Annotated in this window: 18 protein-coding genes; 6 read left to right on the top strand and 12 right to left on the bottom strand. The window is 66.4% G+C overall.

Features of this window, described 5'->3' with window-relative positions:
- The 6 genes from rpsS to rpsJ all read right to left on the bottom strand — a co-directional run.
- Positions 1 to 249: 30S ribosomal protein S19 (gene rpsS / locus NV2_RS13155; protein WP_067872718.1), on the bottom strand; the 249-nt coding region annotated here is incomplete at its 3' end.
- Between the two features lie 14 nt (positions 250 to 263).
- Positions 264 to 1094 carry a 50S ribosomal protein L2 gene (gene rplB / locus NV2_RS13160; protein WP_067872721.1) on the bottom strand — a complete coding sequence of 277 codons (831 nt, stop codon included), beginning with the start codon at positions 1092 to 1094 and terminating at the stop codon, positions 264 to 266.
- 32 nt (positions 1095 to 1126) lie between these two features.
- Positions 1127 to 1432 (bottom strand): 50S ribosomal protein L23, encoded by a 306-nt coding sequence (gene rplW / locus NV2_RS13165; RefSeq protein WP_030513360.1) that lies wholly within the window; start codon positions 1430 to 1432, stop codon positions 1127 to 1129.
- The gene (rplD, locus tag NV2_RS13170) at positions 1429 to 2100 is read right to left on the bottom strand and encodes a 50S ribosomal protein L4 (RefSeq protein WP_067872724.1); all 672 of its coding nucleotides are present in this window, start codon (positions 2098 to 2100) and stop codon (positions 1429 to 1431) included. The genes rplW and rplD overlap by 4 nt, the downstream gene beginning before the upstream one ends.
- On the bottom strand, positions 2097 to 2762 hold the full coding sequence (rplC, locus tag NV2_RS13175) for a 50S ribosomal protein L3 (protein WP_067872726.1): 666 nt from the start codon (positions 2760 to 2762) through the stop codon (positions 2097 to 2099). Before rplC ends, rplD begins: the two co-directional genes overlap by 4 nt.
- A 14-nt stretch (positions 2763 to 2776) precedes the next feature.
- Positions 2777 to 3082, bottom strand: coding sequence for a 30S ribosomal protein S10 (gene rpsJ, locus NV2_RS13180; protein WP_003938093.1), 306 nt, complete (start codon positions 3080 to 3082; stop codon positions 2777 to 2779).
- Positions 3083 to 3534: 452 nt separating this feature from the next.
- Between rpsJ and NV2_RS13185 the strand changes: the two genes are divergently transcribed.
- Entirely contained in the window at positions 3535 to 4011 is a 477-nt protein-coding gene (locus NV2_RS13185; protein WP_067872729.1) for a hotdog fold domain-containing protein, read from the top strand.
- A gap of 23 nt (positions 4012 to 4034) precedes the next feature.
- Here NV2_RS13185 and NV2_RS13190 read toward each other — a convergent pair whose 3' ends face one another.
- On the bottom strand, positions 4035 to 4967 hold the full coding sequence (locus NV2_RS13190) for an esterase/lipase family protein (protein ID WP_067872732.1): 933 nt from the start codon (positions 4965 to 4967) through the stop codon (positions 4035 to 4037).
- Between the two features lie 152 nt (positions 4968 to 5119).
- A complete protein-coding gene (locus NV2_RS13195; protein WP_157102884.1) occupies positions 5120 to 6112 on the bottom strand; it encodes an alpha/beta hydrolase in 993 nt (330 codons plus the stop codon).
- Positions 6113 to 6353: 241 nt separating this feature from the next.
- Between NV2_RS13195 and NV2_RS13200 the strand changes: the two genes are divergently transcribed.
- Positions 6354 to 7574 carry a lycopene cyclase family protein gene (locus tag NV2_RS13200; RefSeq protein WP_067872735.1) on the top strand — a complete coding sequence of 407 codons (1221 nt, stop codon included), beginning with the start codon at positions 6354 to 6356 and terminating at the stop codon, positions 7572 to 7574.
- A gap of 93 nt (positions 7575 to 7667) precedes the next feature.
- Here NV2_RS13200 and NV2_RS13205 read toward each other — a convergent pair whose 3' ends face one another.
- A complete protein-coding gene (locus tag NV2_RS13205) occupies positions 7668 to 8456 on the bottom strand; it encodes an enoyl-CoA hydratase-related protein (RefSeq protein WP_067872738.1) in 789 nt (262 codons plus the stop codon).
- 143 nt (positions 8457 to 8599) lie between these two features.
- Here NV2_RS13205 and NV2_RS13210 point away from each other — a divergent pair, with 143 nt between their 5' ends.
- Positions 8600 to 9838, top strand: coding sequence for a TetR/AcrR family transcriptional regulator (locus NV2_RS13210; protein ID WP_067872741.1), 1239 nt, complete (start codon positions 8600 to 8602; stop codon positions 9836 to 9838).
- A 35-nt stretch (positions 9839 to 9873) separates the two neighbouring features.
- On the opposite strand, the gene NV2_RS13215 is transcribed toward NV2_RS13210, so the two are convergent.
- Entirely contained in the window at positions 9874 to 11337 is a 1464-nt protein-coding gene (locus NV2_RS13215) for an aldehyde dehydrogenase family protein (RefSeq protein WP_084474590.1), read from the bottom strand.
- A 478-nt stretch (positions 11338 to 11815) separates the two neighbouring features.
- Between NV2_RS13215 and NV2_RS13220 the strand changes: the two genes are divergently transcribed.
- Genes NV2_RS13220 through NV2_RS13230 form a run of 3 tightly spaced genes read left to right on the top strand, consistent with a single transcriptional unit; the run spans position 11816 to position 14522 of the window.
- A complete protein-coding gene (locus NV2_RS13220) occupies positions 11816 to 12865 on the top strand; it encodes an ATP-binding cassette domain-containing protein (RefSeq protein ID WP_084474554.1) in 1050 nt (349 codons plus the stop codon).
- A 35-nt stretch (positions 12866 to 12900) separates the two neighbouring features.
- Positions 12901 to 13668, top strand: coding sequence for an ABC transporter permease (locus NV2_RS13225; RefSeq protein WP_067873052.1), 768 nt, complete (start codon positions 12901 to 12903; stop codon positions 13666 to 13668).
- The gene (locus NV2_RS13230) at positions 13665 to 14522 is read left to right on the top strand and encodes an ABC transporter permease (RefSeq protein WP_245662580.1); all 858 of its coding nucleotides are present in this window, start codon (positions 13665 to 13667) and stop codon (positions 14520 to 14522) included. Before NV2_RS13225 ends, NV2_RS13230 begins: the two co-directional genes overlap by 4 nt.
- A gap of 19 nt (positions 14523 to 14541) precedes the next feature.
- Here the strand turns inward: NV2_RS13230 and NV2_RS13235 are convergent, their stop codons facing one another.
- A complete protein-coding gene (locus NV2_RS13235) occupies positions 14542 to 15786 on the bottom strand; it encodes an Nramp family divalent metal transporter (RefSeq protein ID WP_067872748.1) in 1245 nt (414 codons plus the stop codon).
- Positions 15787 to 15898: 112 nt separating this feature from the next.
- On the bottom strand, positions 15899 to 16894 hold the full coding sequence (locus NV2_RS13240; protein WP_174550588.1) for an alpha/beta hydrolase: 996 nt from the start codon (positions 16892 to 16894) through the stop codon (positions 15899 to 15901).
- Positions 16895 to 17104 lie beyond the last annotated feature (210 nt).

The following is a 17104-nucleotide window of genomic DNA, read 5'->3' on the forward strand; positions in this document are numbered from 1 at the left end:
GTGGCTCCGGAAAGTCCTGGTCGGCGCAAACTCACCGAGCTTGTGCCCAACCATGTTCTCCGACACGAACACCGGCACGTGCTTGCGGCCGTCGTGGACCGAGAACGTGTGGCCGATGAAATCGGGGATGATGGTCGAACGACGCGACCAGGTCTTGATGACCTGCTTCGTGTTCTTCTCGTTCTGGACGTCCACCTTCTTGAGGAGGTGTTCGTCGACGAACGGGCCCTTCTTCAGGCTGCGTGGCATGTCTAACCTCCTCCTTAACGCTTCTTGCCGCGGCGGCGGACGATGAGCTTGTCGCTCGGACGGTTGGGCTTACGGGTACGGCCCTCGGGCTGGCCCCAAGGCGAGACCGGGTGGCGACCACCGGAGGTCTTGCCCTCACCACCGCCGTGCGGGTGGTCGACCGGGTTCATCACGACACCGCGGACGTGCGGACGCTTGCCCTTCCAGCGCATGCGGCCGGCCTTGCCCCAGTTGATGTTCGACTGCTCGGCGTTGCCGACCTCGCCGACGGTGGCGCGGCAGCGCACGTCGACGCGGCGGATTTCACCGGAAGGCATACGCAGCACGGCGTAGGTGCCTTCCTTACCCAGCAGCTGGATGCTCATGCCGGCGGCACGAGCCATCTTGGCGCCGCCGCCCGGACGCAGCTCCACCGCGTGGATGGTGGTACCGGTCGGGATCGAGCGCAGCGGCAGATTGTTGCCGGGCTTGATGTCGGCACCGGTGCCGGACTCGATCCGGGTGCCCTGAGTGACACCCTTCGGCGCGATGATGTAGCGCTTCTCGCCGTCGGCGTAGTGCAGCAGGGCGATGTTGGCGGTGCGGTTGGGGTCGTACTCGATGTGAGCGACCTTGGCCGGGATGCCGTCCTTGTCCAACCGACGGAAGTCGATCAGGCGATAGGCCCGCTTATGACCGCCACCGCGATGACGGGTGGTGATCCGGCCGTGCGCGTTACGACCGCCGGACTTGCTCAGCGGACGCAGCAGCGACTTCTCGGGGGTGGACCGGGTGATCTCGGCGAAGTCCGAAACGGACGACCCGCGCCTACCCGGCGTAGTCGGCTTGTACTTACGGATTGCCATGAGTCTTCTCTGCTTTCTGGATTCCCGGGCGCCTACGCGACCGGGCCTCCGAAGATCTCGATGGGCTTGCTATCGGCCGAGATGGTCACGAGCGCGCGCTTGGTGCTCTTGCGCTGGCCGTAACCGAAGCGGGTCCGCTTGCGCTTGCCCTGACGGTTGGCAGTGTTGACACTGGTCACCTTGACGCCGAAAACCTTCTCGACGGCAATTTTGATCTGCGTCTTGTTCGAGTCCGGGTGCACCAGGAAGGTGTAGGTGCCTTCCTCGATCAGTCCATAGGACTTCTCGGAGATCACCGGCGCGAGCAGGATGTCGCGCGGATCTGCGATGGTGGTCACTTGCTTTCCTCCTGTGCAGACTCGGCCGGGCCGTGCACGAACGCGTTGAGCGCCTCGACGCTGAACACGACCTCGTCGCTGTACAGCACGTCGTAGGTGTTCAGCTGGTCCGGAGCGATCGGGTGCACACCCTGCAGGTTCGCCACGCTCTTCCACGCGGTGACATCTTCGCGACCGACCACGACCAGGACCTTCTTGCGGTCCGAGAGCTCGGCCAGGAAGTTCTTGGCCGACTTGGTGGACGGCGTCTGGCCGGCGACCAGTTCGGTCACGACGTGGATGCGCTCGTTGCGGGCCCGGTCGGACAGGGCGCCACGCAGGGCAGCGGCCTTCATCTTCTTGGGCAGACGCTGCGAGTAGTCGCGCGGCTGCGGGCCGTGCACGGTGCCACCACCGACGAACTGCGGCGCGCGGGTCGAACCCTGGCGGGCGCGGCCGGTGCCCTTCTGGCGGTACGGCTTCTTACCACCGCCGCGGACGTCACCGCGGGTCTTGGTGGCGTGCGTGCCCTGGCGAGCCGCGGCCTGCTGGGCCACGACGACCTGGTGCATCAGCGAGATGTTGGCGGTCGCGTCGAAGATCTCCGCGGGGAGGTCGACGGTGCCGTTGGTCTTGCCGCCCGGTTCTTTCACCGGCAGCGTCAGGTTGGTTTTAGTGTCGGTGCTCATGCCCGGGCACCACCCTTCGCAGCGCTCTTGACGATCACGACGCCGCCCTTGCGACCCGGGATCGCGCCCTTGATCAGGAGCAGCCCGTTCTCGGCATCCACCTTGTGGACCGAGAGGTTCTGCGTGGTCACGCGGTCGTTACCCATCCGGCCGGCCATCCGCATGCCTTTGAACACGCGACCGGGGGTGGCGCAGCCACCGATGGAACCCGGCCGGCGGTGCACGGCCTGCGCGCCGTGCGCGGCGCCCTGGCCCTTGAAGCCGTGACGCTTCATGACACCGGCGTAGCCCTTGCCCTTGCTGGTGCCGGTCACGTCGACGTAGGTGCCCTCTTCGAAGACCTCGGCCGACAGCTCCTGGCCCACCTCGAACGAGGCGGCGTCGGCGACGCGGATCTCGGCGATGTGGCGACGCGGGGTGACCCCGGCCTTGGCGTACTGCCCGGCGACGGGCTTGATCACCTTGCGCGGGTCGATGGCGCCGAAGGCCAGCTGTACGGCGGAGTAGCCGTCGCGCTCCTCGGTGCGGATCTGGGTCACGACGTTCGGTCCGGCCTTGATGACGGTCACCGGAACGACGCGGTTCTTCTCGTCGAAGACCTGGGTCATACCGAGTTTGGTGCCCAGGATGCCGGCCGCAGGCCGGTTCTTGTTGTCAGTCATGTCTGCAATCCCCGTCACTGAATGTTGACGTCGACGCTGGCCGGCAGATCGATGCGCATGAGCGCGTCGACCGTCTTCGGCGTCGGGTCGAGGATGTCGATCAACCGCTTGTGCGTACGCATCTCGAAGTGCTCGCGCGAGTCCTTGTACTTGTGCGGCGAGCGGATAACGCAGTACACGTTCTTCTCGGTCGGCAACGGCACCGGCCCGACGACGCGGGCACCGGTGCGGGTCACTGTCTCCACGATCTTGCGCGCAGACGCGTCGATCGCCTCATGGTCATAGGCCTTGAGCCTGATGCGGATCTTTTGTCCCGCCACGCTAAGTGTCCTTTTCTCCGCTTACGTTGTGCGCCAGGAGTTTTCGCTCCCGGAGCACCCTATTTGCACTTCCCGAACACACGCCCGAATCAGTCGAGACCGCAACCGGGCCCTGCCCAGTCCTCGCCGCTGTTCATCTGTCATGGTTCTTCCGGTCCACGCGGTCGGGCGTGTCGCCCTTCCGCTTATTCTCCGACCCGGGCACACTTCACCTAGGGTCTCGGAACTTCGTCCCGGACGTATCCGCGCCGCAGTCGACGCCGATACTCGATGGGTTTTGCTCCCCTGCTCCCGATGGACGTACACGCACCACCGCTGCAGGCAACCCGAACAGTATGCCCGAGCCCCCCGGGCACCTCCAAATCGGGGGTCGAGTCGCCCGCTCACACCCCGATGGACCAGGTAGAACCCTACCCGATCGGATTACCTTACTCCAGAGTAAGATAATCCGCATGAGCAATGAGACCGCCACCTACCGCGGTTGGCAGAAGCTGCCCGACAACCGGCTCGGCCACGCACTGTTCTCCCTCGGGATGATCGCCCGCGTTCCCTACTTCGGCACCATCGCGCCGAGCGTGGTACGCCTCGAGCCGGGGTTGTGCGAGGTCACCGCACCGAAATGGTTCGGCATCCACAACCACCTCGGCACCTTCCACGCGATCGCCGCCTGCAATCTCGCCGAGGTGGCGATGGGAATGCTCAGCGAGGCCACCGTGCCGACCACCCACCGCTGGATCCCCAAGGGGATGAACGTGCAGTACCTGACCAAGGCCGAGTCCGGCTTGCGCGCGGTGGCGACGCTCGACCCGATCCCGGACTTCGACACCGTCACCACCGGCACCGAGGTGGTTGTCCCGATCGCGATCTACGACAAGTCGGGAACCGAGGTCGTCCACGCGGACATCACCACCTGGGTCACCCCGAAGTAGCCGGAACCGGCCCGCCGCGGTCCTCAGCACGGCGGCGGTGGTGGCGTACCGGCCACCGCGGCCACGATCACGGCTATCGAGCGAGGATCCGACAGCAGTTGATTGTGGCTGATCGCCAGGTTCGGGCACCCGTCCTGCACCCACATGTTGCGGTTGCCGCCCCGGGGATCGGCCAGCAGGGCCGTGTCCGGCGGGGTGATCACCTCGTCGGTGCGGCTGGCGATGGCGGTGTAGCGGATTCCCGGCTGCGTTTCCCCGTCGGCGTTGAGCTGGGCCAGGATGGGCGCACCCGGAATCTGTTCGGCACCCGCCGGCCCGAAGACCTGCGCCGCGGTCTGTTCTCCGTCCAGGCCGAGCGCGCCGTAGAACGGGAACATCGTCGGCAGCCCGTCGAAGGTCGAGCCCCGGTAGGGCGTGCCCACGGTCACGACACTGTCGATCTCCTCCGGATGGCGTCGCACCAACTCCCGGATCTCGGTGCCACCGGTGGAATGGCCGACCATGATCACTCGCGGCGCACCCGTGACGGCGCGCACCGCGGTCACGAAGGCGCCGAGCTCCGATGCCTGCGCGGAGATATCGGCCACGCCGTAGACCGCATCGCCCTGCAATGCCGCCGCGACCGGACCGAGGCCCGGCCATCCGGGGCTCGACACCCCGTTGAGACCGACACCGGGCAGCGGCACCCGCCCCACGTTCGCCACGAATACGCAGTAGCCCTGCCGATGCAATGCGGGCGCCAGTTCACGAAAACTGCGTTGGGCGTCGGTGGCCGCACCGTGGGCCAGCACTACCGGATACGGTTTATCCGGAGTGGGTGCGCAGCTGAAATCATTGGCGCCGGGCACCGGTGGCACTTCCGTCGGAAATGCCGATACTTCGGCCGCACGGCCGCCCATTATCGCCATCAGGCCGCCCAGAAGCACGGCGACTGCCACCAAGCGCACCGTTTTCATGGCAGCCGATGGTAGTGGAACAATTCCGTAAAACTTTGCTCCCGGCACCGGCGTCTTTGTGACGAATGAACTGCGATTATGTGGCAATTTCGCATCCGTGAAGTGCGGTCGTTTGCGATTTACGACACCTTGGCGCACTCGGGCGATATATGTCACAGTCCGAGTCCGGCGGCGAGAATCGGCCACGACCGAATCAGATCATCACGCCAATACCCCCACGAATGGGTTCCGCTCGGACGGAAATTGTAGGTGGCCGGAATATTCAAGGAATTCAAGCGATCTCGCATGTTGTGCGAGCAGTAATTGGTCGCCGCCTCGATCACGCCACCCAATACGAGTTGATTCGCGAAGCCCCACTCGCCGGGCAACGAGTACTCACCGTTCAACGTGTCGTAGGGGCCGGGCAGGCCGGTGCCGTTGGCAATGTAAATCGCCTTTCCGCGAAGACCTTCCGCATGCAGATAGGGATCATTGAGCTCCCAATTCGGATCGTCCGGTGGACCCCACATGTTCTCCACATCCGACAACCCCCACGTTTCGACGGTGGCCTTGATGTACTGGCGGCCGATCGGATCGCTCGTCTGCGCACAACCGCTGTAGGAGCCGACCGCGGAGTAGAGCCCGGGCGTGGTGGCCGCCAGTGCCAGCGAAGTGGTGGCCGACATCGAGTAGCCGGCGATACCGTTGCGGCCGTTGGCGTCCAGGAATCGATCGAGCAGCGGTGGCAGTTCCTCGGTAAGGAATGTTCGCCACTGGTAACGGCCGTACCGCGGATCGTCACGCTCCCAATCGGTGTAATAGCTGAACATGCCGCCGATGGGTGTCACCACGTTCACGTTCTTGTCGGCGAGAAAATTCAGCGCATCGGTTTTGCTCGCCCAGGTGGCACCGTCTTCCCCGCCGCCCGCACCGAGCAGTAGGTACAGCACCGGCCGCGGCACGCTCCGATCGGCCGGGCGTTGCACCTGAACCTCGATATCGTGGCCCATGGACGCCGAATAGACGGTCAGGCTCTGATGCGTGGAATCGTCGGTGCGTACCGCGACGATCGACGACTCCCGATCGGCGGCCGGTGATATGGGATCGGCCCCACCCGCGGCCGGGGATACCGAGAACAGACCGGCGGCCAGGGCTGCCACCGCCATGATTCTCGTCAGCGTGGCTACGGATCCGTGTCCCGAATTCCAGCCCGCGCACCGAAACTTTCGCATAACGTTCTCCAGAGGCTGCCCAGTAGTTTCCGAGCACCCCCCGACGGCGCCCGCGTCACCAGGTTATGAACCGGCTCAACGTAATTCACGACGCGAATTGCTACGCCACGAGTTTTCGGGGCGTAACACATGTGGCCGGAGAAACGATGCCGGACACGGCTGCGAGAATGACGCCATGAGTGCGCAGCATGTTCACCGTGCCGATATCTGCGTGGTGGGACTCGGGCCGACCGGCCGGGCCCTCGCGCACCGCGCGATGGACGCCGGATTCGACGTCGTGGCCGTGGATCCGCGACCGGAACGGCTGTGGCCGCCGACCTTCTCCTGCTGGATAGACGAGCTGCCGGCGTGGCTGCCGCACAGCGTTATCGCTGCGCGCATCGAGGCACCCACCGTATGGACCCGGTCGCGCCACCGGATCGAGCGACCGTACTGCGTGCTGTCCAAAACCGGCCTGCGCGAAGCGCTTCCGCTCGACGGTGCCACCGTGCTGACCGGTCGCGCCGTCACCGTAGGCGCCCACCACGTCGAACTGCGCGACGGCACCACCATCACGGCAGCCACGGTGGTCGATACCCGCGGCCTACCCTCCCCCGGGGCGCGGCGCACCGCCAGTGCGCACGGCATCTTCGTCGATGCCGAGCTCGCGGCGCCGATGGTCGCAGAGGGTGAGGGGCTGCTGCTGGATTGGCGCGACGAGAACGGCGCCGGACCCGAGGAACCGCCGTCGTTCCTGTACTCGGTACCGCTCGGCGACGGCACTGTGATCTTCGAAGAGACCAGCCTGGGGCTGCGCGGTGGTATGCCGCAACACGAATTGCGCCGGCGCACCCTGACCCGGCTGGCCGCCCACGGGATCCGGCTGCGCGGCGACGAACCGTCGGAGGCTGCGCACTACCCGCTGGATCAGTCGCCGCCGCCGCTGCGGACCGGCGCACGGGCGGGCGAACCGGTCCCGTTCGGCTCACGCGGCGGCATGATGCATCCGTGTACCGGCTACAGCGTGGCCGATTCGATGGCACTGGTGGACACTCTGGTCGACGCCCTGCGTACCGGTGCCGATCCGGTCGAGGCACTGTGGCCGTGGCAGGCACGACTGGTCTACTGGATGCGGATGCGCGGCCTCTACGGTTTGGGCCGATTGACCACCGCGCAATCGATCTCGATGTTCGAGGCCTTCTTCACCTCGTCCCCGCGCCAGCAGCGTGCACTGCTGTCCGCGCACGAGGACTACGCGGCCCTGGGGTCGGTGCTGTTCATGACGGTGTCACGGACCTGGCCGTTCCATTGGCGCTACGACCTGGTCGGCTGGACCAACCGCAACCGCTGGGTCGGCTACGACTACCTGCCCGCCGGCGCTCAGGAGTTGGATATCGCGCGGCCGGAGGAGATGTAGCGGGCTGTACCCGATGGCGAGTTGCCGGCTCCCACTCCGCTGTTCGGCCCCCTGCGCCGAAAAGCCGAGTGGGCCGCCTCGCCCGTGGCTCTCCTAGTCGGCGAACACCGCCTTGCGTTTGCCCAGCATGGCGGCCGCGCCTTCGGCGAAGTCGGCGGAGCCGAGCAGCTCGGACTGGCCGGTCTTCTCCGCCGCCAGCGCCTCGTCCAGCGAGCTGAGCGCGGCGCGGTTGAGGGTGCTCTTGGTGAGCTCCAGCGCACGCCGTGGGCCGTGCGCGAGTTTGGCGGCGACGGCCTCCACCTTGGCGTCGAGCTCGTCGACCGGCAGCACCCCGGTCAGCAGCCCGCGCCGGTATGCCTCGGTGGCCGGCAACCGCTCACCCAGCAGGGCCAACTCCGCGGCCAGCGAACGCCCCGCGGCAGCGGCGATCAGCGCCGATGCGCCACCGTCGGGCATCAGGCCGATGTTGATGAAGGCCTGCAAGAGGTACGCGTCCTCGCCGGCATAGGTCAGGTCGGCCGACAGTGCCAGTGCCACACCGATTCCCGCTGTCGCGCCGCGAATCCTGGAGAGCACCGGTACCGGCGCCTCGATGATCGAGCGCACCATCCGGTTTGCGCCGTCCATGGTCATTTCCGGAGTGATACCCCGATCCTTCTCGGCCGCGGCCGCGAATAGATCGGCACCGGTGCTGAAATCCCCGCCCGCACCGGTGAGTACGACGACCCGCACCGCGGGGTCGAGCTTCTCGAAGGTATCCCCGAGGGCGATCATGGCGTCGTACCCGATGGCGTTCTTCCGACCGGGATTGTCGATGGTCACCCGCAGGACGCGATCGTCGCGCACGATGGTGAGGCCTGGCGTGTGGTCGTGATCACTCATGGTTACTCCCGGGTGGGCCGCCGACACTGGCGACGAGACAAGAATGATGGTTAACTTTGCGAATTGTGGTTAACTTATGTTGACTTGTCCGGCGCTGTCAACCAGACCGCCGCCGATGAGCCGAGACGCAGAAGGAGAGGTGTATGGTCGCGGATCGCAGCGATGCCGGGCTCGCATCCGCACGACCGGGTAACGCCACGACCACCCGTCGTCGGCCGAAGAATCGCAAGGCACAGATCGTGCGGGTCGCCGCACGAGCTTTCAGCGAACGTGGCTACCACCCGGTAGGGGTCGACGAGATCGCCGCCGAGGTCGGAATCTCCGGGCCGGCGCTCTACCGCCACTTCGCCAACAAGTACGCCCTGCTCGTCGCCGCCGCCGAGGTGGGCGCACAGCAACTGCTCGACGCGGCGAAGGGCGCCGACGTACCGGGACTCGACCCGGAATCGCGGCTCACCGCTGTGATCCGCGCCCTGGCCGAGCACACCATCGATGTGCGACGTGAGGGCGGTCTGTACCGCTGGGAGCGCCGCTACCTGGAACGCGCCGACCGCGCCCGCATCCGGGTGTACTACGACGAACTGCAGGATCTCGTCGAATCGGCGGTCGCCGCCCTGCGGCCGGAGTCCTCGCCGGCGGATGTGGAACTGATCGCCACCGGCATGCTCGGCGTCATCGGTAGCATCACCGCTCATCGCACCGCGCTGTCGAATACCCGGCTCACCGATCTGATCCTCGATATGTGCTGGTCACTGCTGCATACCGAGCTGCCTCCACTGCCCGACGCGACCGCGGCCAACACGCCCGTGCGGGGCCTGCCGCTGAGTTCGAAACGGGAGCAGCTGCTCACCGAGTCGATTCGTATCTTCGGCCGTCAGGGCTATCACGAGGCGAGCATCGAGGAGATCGGCGCCGCGGTGGGGATCAACGCGTCGAGTGTGTACCGCTACTTCGCCAGCAAATCCGATCTACTGGCCGCGGCGTTCCATCGCACCGGCGAACGGGTGGCGATCGCCAACGCCGAGGCGCTGGCCGAGGCGACCAGCCGTGCCGATGCGGCGATGCGCATCGCGAACCGGTTCGCCCGGCTGACCTTCTCCACACCGGAGATCCTGCCCGTCTACTTCGCCGAATTCTCCAATCTGCCCGCGTCCGAACAGCAGAAGCTGCGCTCGGTGCAGCGGCAGAACGTGCTGGAATGGGCGCATCTGCTCGACGACGACTCGGCCGAGGCCCGCTGCCGGGTGCACGCCGCCATCGCTCAGGTCGTCGATGTCGGCCGGCGGGTGCGGTTCGAGAACCGGCCCGAAGTTGTCGCACGAGTGTGCGCACTCATGGAAGCGGTGTTACTGGGCCACACCGAGCCGGCGCAGCCCGCGTAACCACCTCGGCACCGCGCTCGGCCCACGACGTCCCGTCACATCCGCCCGTGTCGCATCCGGAAGATCGCGCGGGTCACCCGCAGATGGCGCGGATGCCGGTCGAAACTGGACAGGTCGACCGGCGCCCGATAGCGCTTCTCCGCGATCGCCAGGGTGCGGCTGAATTCTCGCAGCCCCGCTGCCCCGTGCGTGTGTCCCTGCCCGTATTCGCCGACGCCGCCGAACGGCAGTGCGGGATTGGCGGCATAGGCCATCGTCGAGTTCACCGTCACCACACCCGTTCTGACCCGCTCGGCGAATTCGGCGACGCCCCGCACATCGCGGGTGAAGACCGAGACCGCGAGCCCCTGGTCGGCGGCGTTGATGCGATCGATGGCGTCGTTGATGCTGTCGACCCGATTCACGATCAGGACCGGGCCGACCGCCTCCGCGGTGATGGCCTGTGAATCCTCGGGAACATCGGTGAGCACGATCGGTTCGATATAGGGTTCCCGGATCGATTCCAGGCCGCCCACCACCGCCCGGCCGCCACGAGCGATCGCATCCTTGACCTGCCGTCGCACCACGTCGACCTGAGAGTCCATGATCATCGGACCGTAGGACGCCTTGCGATCTCCGCCGGGACGCAGGGCCCGCGCCTGTGCGACAACCTTTTCCAGGAACGACTCGTACACCGAATCGGCGACGTAGGCGCGCTGGATTCCGGCCGGACTCTGGCCGGCGTTGGACATGGCGCCGAAAACCGCTGCCTCGGCGGCGGTATCGAGTTTGGCATCGACGTGCACGATCATGGTGCCCTTACCGGCCTTCTCGACCACCACGGGGGTCAGGGTCGGCGCGCACAACTCGATCACCTGCCGGGCGCCGTCCTCCGATCCGGCGTAGGCCACCTTGTCCACCCGGGCGCCGCACAGGGCGGCGCTGGTGGGTGTCCTACCCGTGATCACCTGCAGCACCGGCCGGTTCGGCGCCAGCTCGGCCCAGCTGTCGGCGAGCCACGTTCCGACCCCGGGCGTCAGCTCACTGGGCTTGAACACCACGGCGTTACCCGCAGCCATGGCATAGGCGATGGAAACCATCGGTGTGAAGACCGGGTTGTTCGGTGAGCCGAGCACACCGACCACACCCAGCGGCAGATGCCCCACCGAAGCGCGTTGGTTGCGGGTCAGCCAGGTGGACGCGAGTGTGGTTCGCCCCAAGATCTTTTCGGCGTTGACCGCGGCCCAGGACAGGTGTTCCACGGCCAGCATGATCTCGATGGCGGCGTCGACTTGCGGCTTACCGCTTTCGGTGCAGATCAGTTCGGACAGCTCACCCGCGTTGCGGGTGATGGCGCGTTTCCAGGACTGTAACCACCGTTTGCGCCCACTGAAGCCTATTGCACCCCACCAGTTCTCGGCACCACGCGCGGTGCGGACGACATCGGTGACGGCGGCGGCGTCCATCATCGGATATTCCGCGATGAACTCGCCGGTGCGCGGATCGTGCGACTGCAGCATCTCGGCCATGACCACCCTCTCGCCGGCGGAGCCCCTCGACAATCGCCGACGCACGCTCGGACAGCGGGCGACGGTGCCGCGGACGGGGGCGACCGAATGAATGCCGCTCCCCCAGCAGTCAGATTATGACGCCGCCGGGCCGGGCGACAAGGAGACCTGATCCCCCACGAACCGGCCGGTCCACGTCGAGACCAGCAGCAACGAGGACGCGAACCGGGTTCATTCAGGCAGATGTGAGGAATACCACAATTCGCCGACTGTGCTCCCCGCATCGCCGGGCGCGCCCGACCAATCGACAACATCACGTTTCACATCAGCCCCGATGCGGGCACGGTAGGAGCCGACAGCCCGGTGGCGCCCCGGCCTGCGGTGTCGTCCCACGAAGTAACATCGCGCGCGGTGGAAGGTATCCATCATCCGGGGCAGCAATCAGCGTTCCGGACAATCCGGTCGCGGCCCGGCCGATAGTGGAGAGTTGATGCCGAGTTTGGACAGCGCAGAATCGCACACACCGAGTGAGGATTCCGACTCCACGGACACCCCCGCGGCTGAGGCGGGCACTTCCGCGGCGGAGACCGGCACCGAACCTACGGTCGTGGTCGACGACGTGCGTAAGTCCTTCGGCGACGTACACGCGCTGCAGGGCATCAGCTTCACCGCCGCCCGAGCATCGGTCCTCGGCATCCTCGGTCCCAACGGCGCGGGCAAGACCACCATGGTGAAGGTCCTGTCGACACTGCTGCGCCCCGACTCCGGGCGCGCGTCGGTCGCCGGACACGACGTACTCACCGACGCCGCCGGTGTCCGCCGGTCGATCATGATGACCGGGCAGTACGCGGCCCTGGACGAGAACCTGTCCGGCCGCGAGAACCTGGAACTGTTCGGCCGCCTGATGGGTCTGCCCAAGAAGGACGCGCGGCGCCGTGCCGACGCCCTGCTCGAAGAATTCGACTTGGTGAGCGCCGGTAAGCGCGCCGTGCGCAACTATTCCGGCGGTATGCGGCGCCGCGTCGACATCGCCTGCGGGCTGGTGGTGCGCCCCGAGGTGGTGTTCCTCGACGAGCCCACCACCGGGCTGGACCCCCGCAGCCGCCAGGGAGTGTGGGATCTGGTCGAGGCCCTCAAGGCGCAGGGCATCACAGTGTTGCTGACCACGCAGTATCTGGAAGAGGCCGACGTACTCAGCGACAACATCATCGTCATCGACAAGGGCACCGTGATCGCGGAGGGCACCGCCGACGAGCTCAAGGAGAAGACCGGCGGCAGCTACTGCGAGGTGGTACCGCTGGATCCGACCCGGCTGTCGGAGGCGATCACCGCGCTGGGCGATCTGGTCCCCGACGCGCTGCGCCAGGAATCGACCGGCGATCGCCTCTCCATTCCCGCACCCGACGGTCCCAGCACACTCGCCGAGGCCGTACGCCGGCTCGACGGCGCGGGCCTGGAACTGGCCGATATCGCACTGCGCCGGCCCTCGCTCGACGACGTGTTCCTGTCCATCACCGGACATTCGGGCGGCCCCCAGTGAGCGCGCCGGTGGCCGAACCACAACTGTTCGCGCAGATGCCCGAGGCGCGAATCTCGAGTTTCGCGCAGTGGCGCGCCCTGACCGGCCGGATCGTCTACACGATGGCGACCAAGGGTGAGCTGGTCGTCGCGATCATCACCCCGCTGGTGTTCACCCTCGGTTTCTATCTGCCGTTGCGCTACATCATGCAGTTCCAGGGCATCGACTACGCGCAGTTCGTGATGCCGATCATCGTGCTGCAGACGATGTCGTTCACCATGATGTCGAATGCGCAGATCGCGGCGTTCGAGTCGATGACCGGCCTGCACACCCGGATGCAGACCATGCCGATCGGGATGATGGTGCCGCTGACCTCCCGGATCTGCGCGGGCATGGTGCGCTCGGTGACATCATTGGCGGCGGCGCTGGTGTTCGGGCACGTGATCGGATTCCGCTTCACCGCCGGTATCGGGCAGGCCGTGTTGTTCTGCGCGTTCTCCCTCGCGATCGGCACGGTGCTGGCCATCGGCGCCGACGCGCTCGGCTCGCTGACCAAGAACCCGCAGTCGCTGAGTCAGGCCCTGACCCTGCCGACGCTGATTCTGGGCATGCTGTCGACCGGCTTCGTCCCGGAGACCGGCTTCCCGTCCTGGATTCGGCCGTTCGCGCGCAATCAGCCGGTATCCCAGTTCTCCTATGCACTGCGGGATATGGCGGCCGACGGAGTGAGCTGGCAGGTGTTGTGGGTGCCGCTGGTGTGGTTGATCTGTCTGGCAGTGGCTTTCGTGCCGCTGGCGGTCTGGGCGAGTGTGAGGCGATCGTGAGTACGGCCATCGAAACGCGCGCGGCGAGCACTCCCGGCTGGGAGACTCCGCTGCCTGTCGTAGCACCGCAATCGGAGCACGCACCGTCGACCTGGGTTCAGCACAGCCTGATTCAGTGCAAGCGGCTGTTGATGGTCTGGACGCGCGACCCCGTGACCACCATCCAGACCATGATCTATCCCGCGCTGACGCTGCTGATGTTCCGCATCGTGCTCGGCGATTCCATCACCACCGCCACCGGGATGCCGAGCGTCTACGGCACCGTCCCGATGATCACGCTGGTGGCCGCGATGTCCGGCGCCGTGGTCAGCGCGCTGGGATTCAAGTCCGAGAAGAGCTCCGGCCTGCTGGGCCGGTTCTGGACCATGCCCATTCACCGCGCCGCCGGACTCACCGGGCGACTGCTGGCCGAGGCCATCCGCGTCCTGGTCACAACCCTGTTCGTGATCGTGGTCGGCGTGTGTATCGGCTTCCGCTTCTGGAACGGGCCGCTGGCCTCGATCGCCATGGTCGGCATTCCGGTGCTGTTCGGCGTGGGGTTCGCGGTCATGGTGACCGCGCTGGCCACGGTCTCCGAGGGCGTGGTGCTCGTGAATATCATCAGCATCTTCAATACGTTGCTGATGTTCTTCAACTCCGGTTTCGTCCCCGTCTTCGCCTACCCCACCTGGCTGCAGGCGATCGTCGAGAACCAGCCGATGAGCACCTCGATCGATGCCATGCGCGGCCTGGCCTGGGACGGCCCGGTGGCCGAACCACTGCTGAAAACTCTGGCCTGGGTCCTCGGCATGATCGTCGTCTTCGGCTACCCCGCGATCCGCGGATACCGCAAGGCCGCCGAAACGAGTAGCTGATCGGATCCCGGCCGCGCGCTCACGCGCCGGTCACCGTGAGGTAGATCAGCAGCAGGTTCAGTGCGCTGATCACCACGGCGATGATCCAGGCCGCCCAGGTGGTGGCGCGGTGATTGACATCGCCGCCCATCAGCGCGCGGTCGGCGGTGAATCGAACCAGCGGGATCAGCGCGAAGGGAATCCCGAACGACAGCACCACCTGGGACACGATGAGTGCCCGGGTGGGGTCTACCCCGACCGCGAGGATGATCAGGGCCGGGATCAGGGTGACGACGCGACGGAGCAGCAGCGGGACGGTGCGGCTCAGCAGCCCTTCCATGATCATCGCGCCGGCGTAGGCGCCGACCGAGGTCGATGCCAGGCCGGAGGCGAGCAGGCCCACGGCCAGCAGCAGTGCGGCCCACGAGCCCAGGGCATCGCGCACCGCGGCGTGCGCGGATTCCAGCGAGTCGATATCACTGCCGGCGAGTGTGGCGGCCGCCATCAGCAGCATGGCGAGATTCACCGCACCGGCGATCACCATCGCCAGGCCGACATCCACCCGGGTGGCGCCGAGCAGTCGCTTGCGCGCCGGCCCCGGTTCGGTACGACCGTGCCGATCCCTGGTGAGGCCGGAATGCAGATAGATGGCATGCGGCATCACGGTCGCACCGATCATGGCAGCGGCCAGCAGCACGCTCTGCGAGCCCTCGAAACGCGGCACCAGACCACTCACCACACCCGACGGGGACGGCGGTGCGATCACCACACCGGCGAGGAAACCGATCGCGATGATCGCGAGCAGGCCGATGATGACCCGCTCGAACGGTTGCTGTCCGCGTCGGTTCTGCACCGCCAGCAGAGCCATCGAGACCACACCGGTGATCACCCCGCCGAGGAGCAGCGGGAGCCCGAACAACAGGTGCAGGGCGATCGCACCACCTACGACCTCGGCGAGATCGGTGGCCATGGCCGCCAGTTCGGCCTGCCCCCAATAGGCCAGCCGCACCGGCCGTCCCGCCCGCTCGCGCACGATCTGCGGCAGCGATCGACCCGTCACGACGCCGAGTTTGGCCGACAGGTACTGCACCAGCGCCGCCATCACGTTCGCCGCGACGATCACCCACACCAGCAGGTAGCCGTACTCCGCGCCGGCACTGATATTCGATGCCACATTGCCGGGATCGACATAGGCGATCGCGGCCACGAACGCCGGGCCCAGTAGTGCCGCGACAGCCCTCGGCCGGGATCGCCCCGGTCGTGCCGCAGTAGTTACCGCATCCATGAAAAATAGTTTACGGGTACCCGAACTTTTTGATGAGGGTGCCAGATGAAACGACGAATCCGCCCCGTTCGCGCAGGCGAGCGGGGCGGATTCGGTGAATCTTCGGGTCCGGTCAGACGCCCAGACCGCGGGCCAGCACCGGCCACGAATCGATGAAGTCGTCGTGCCAGTAGCCCCACGAGTGGGTGCCCGAATCACGGAAGTTGTAGGTAGCCGGGATATCCAGCGAGTTCAGCCGGGTCTGCAGGTTGTGGCTGCAGTAGTTGGTGGCCGACTCGATGATGCCGCCGACGACCAGCTGGTTACCGAGGCCGTACGGGCCGGGGATGGTGTAGGGGCCGTCGAGGGTGTCCCACTGGCCGGGCAGACCGTTACCGGAGGAGATGTAGAGGTTCTGCCCACGCAGCCCCTCGGCGTTCACGACCGGATCGTTCTGCACCCAGGCGGGGTTGTCGTCCTCGCCGTACATATTGCGGACATCGCCGCCGCCCCAGGTGTTGACGGTCAGCTTCACGGCTTCCCGACCCACCGGCGTGCTGGACTCGGCGCACCCGGAGTACGCGGCCACCGACTTGTACAGGCCCGGCTTGGCGATCGCCAGATTCAGCACCGAGGTACCGGAGGTCGACAGACCCGCGATGGCATTGGTGCCGTTGGTACCCAGGGCACCGTCGATCAGCGGGGGCAGTTCCTCGGTGAAGAAGGTCTTCCACTTGTTGCGGCCCAGGTTGGGGTCGTCCTTCAACCAGTCGGTGTAGTAGCTCCACTTGCCACCGATGGGCTGCACCACGTTGACGTTCTTGTCCGACAGGAAGCCGTTGACGATATCGGTCTTCTTGTCCCAGGAGGCACTGTCCTCGCCGCCACCGGCGCCGTTGAGCAGATACAGGGTCGGGCGCGGGACCGACGCGTCCGCGGGGCGCTGCACATCGACCGGGAAGGTCTGGTTCATCGCGGCCGAGTAGACGTAGAGCCGGATGTTGCGGTCGTCCTTGTAGGTGGCCTTCTGGATGTGTGATCCGTCGGGCGACTTCGGGTCGGCCAACAGGGACTTCGACGAGATGACCGGGTCCTCCGCCGAGGCGCTGGTTGCGCCGACTCCGGCCACCACGCCCGTGAGGACGCCCGTGGCCGCGAGCACGGCAGCGGCCCTGAGCCCGCTACGCCGGAAGTGTCGACGAATCAATGTTCACACCTTCGCTATCTGCTCGACATTCAGTTCAGCTCTATTCCGGAATTACGCCCGGCGAGGCGCTCCGGCGGGCCGAGATCATATTCGACCCTACGGTTCGTCTAGTCGTTGGACGAGACCGATCCG

Source organism: Nocardia vermiculata NBRC 100427 (genome assembly GCF_001613265.1).
Lineage (GTDB): Bacteria > Actinomycetota > Actinomycetes > Mycobacteriales > Mycobacteriaceae > Nocardia > Nocardia vermiculata.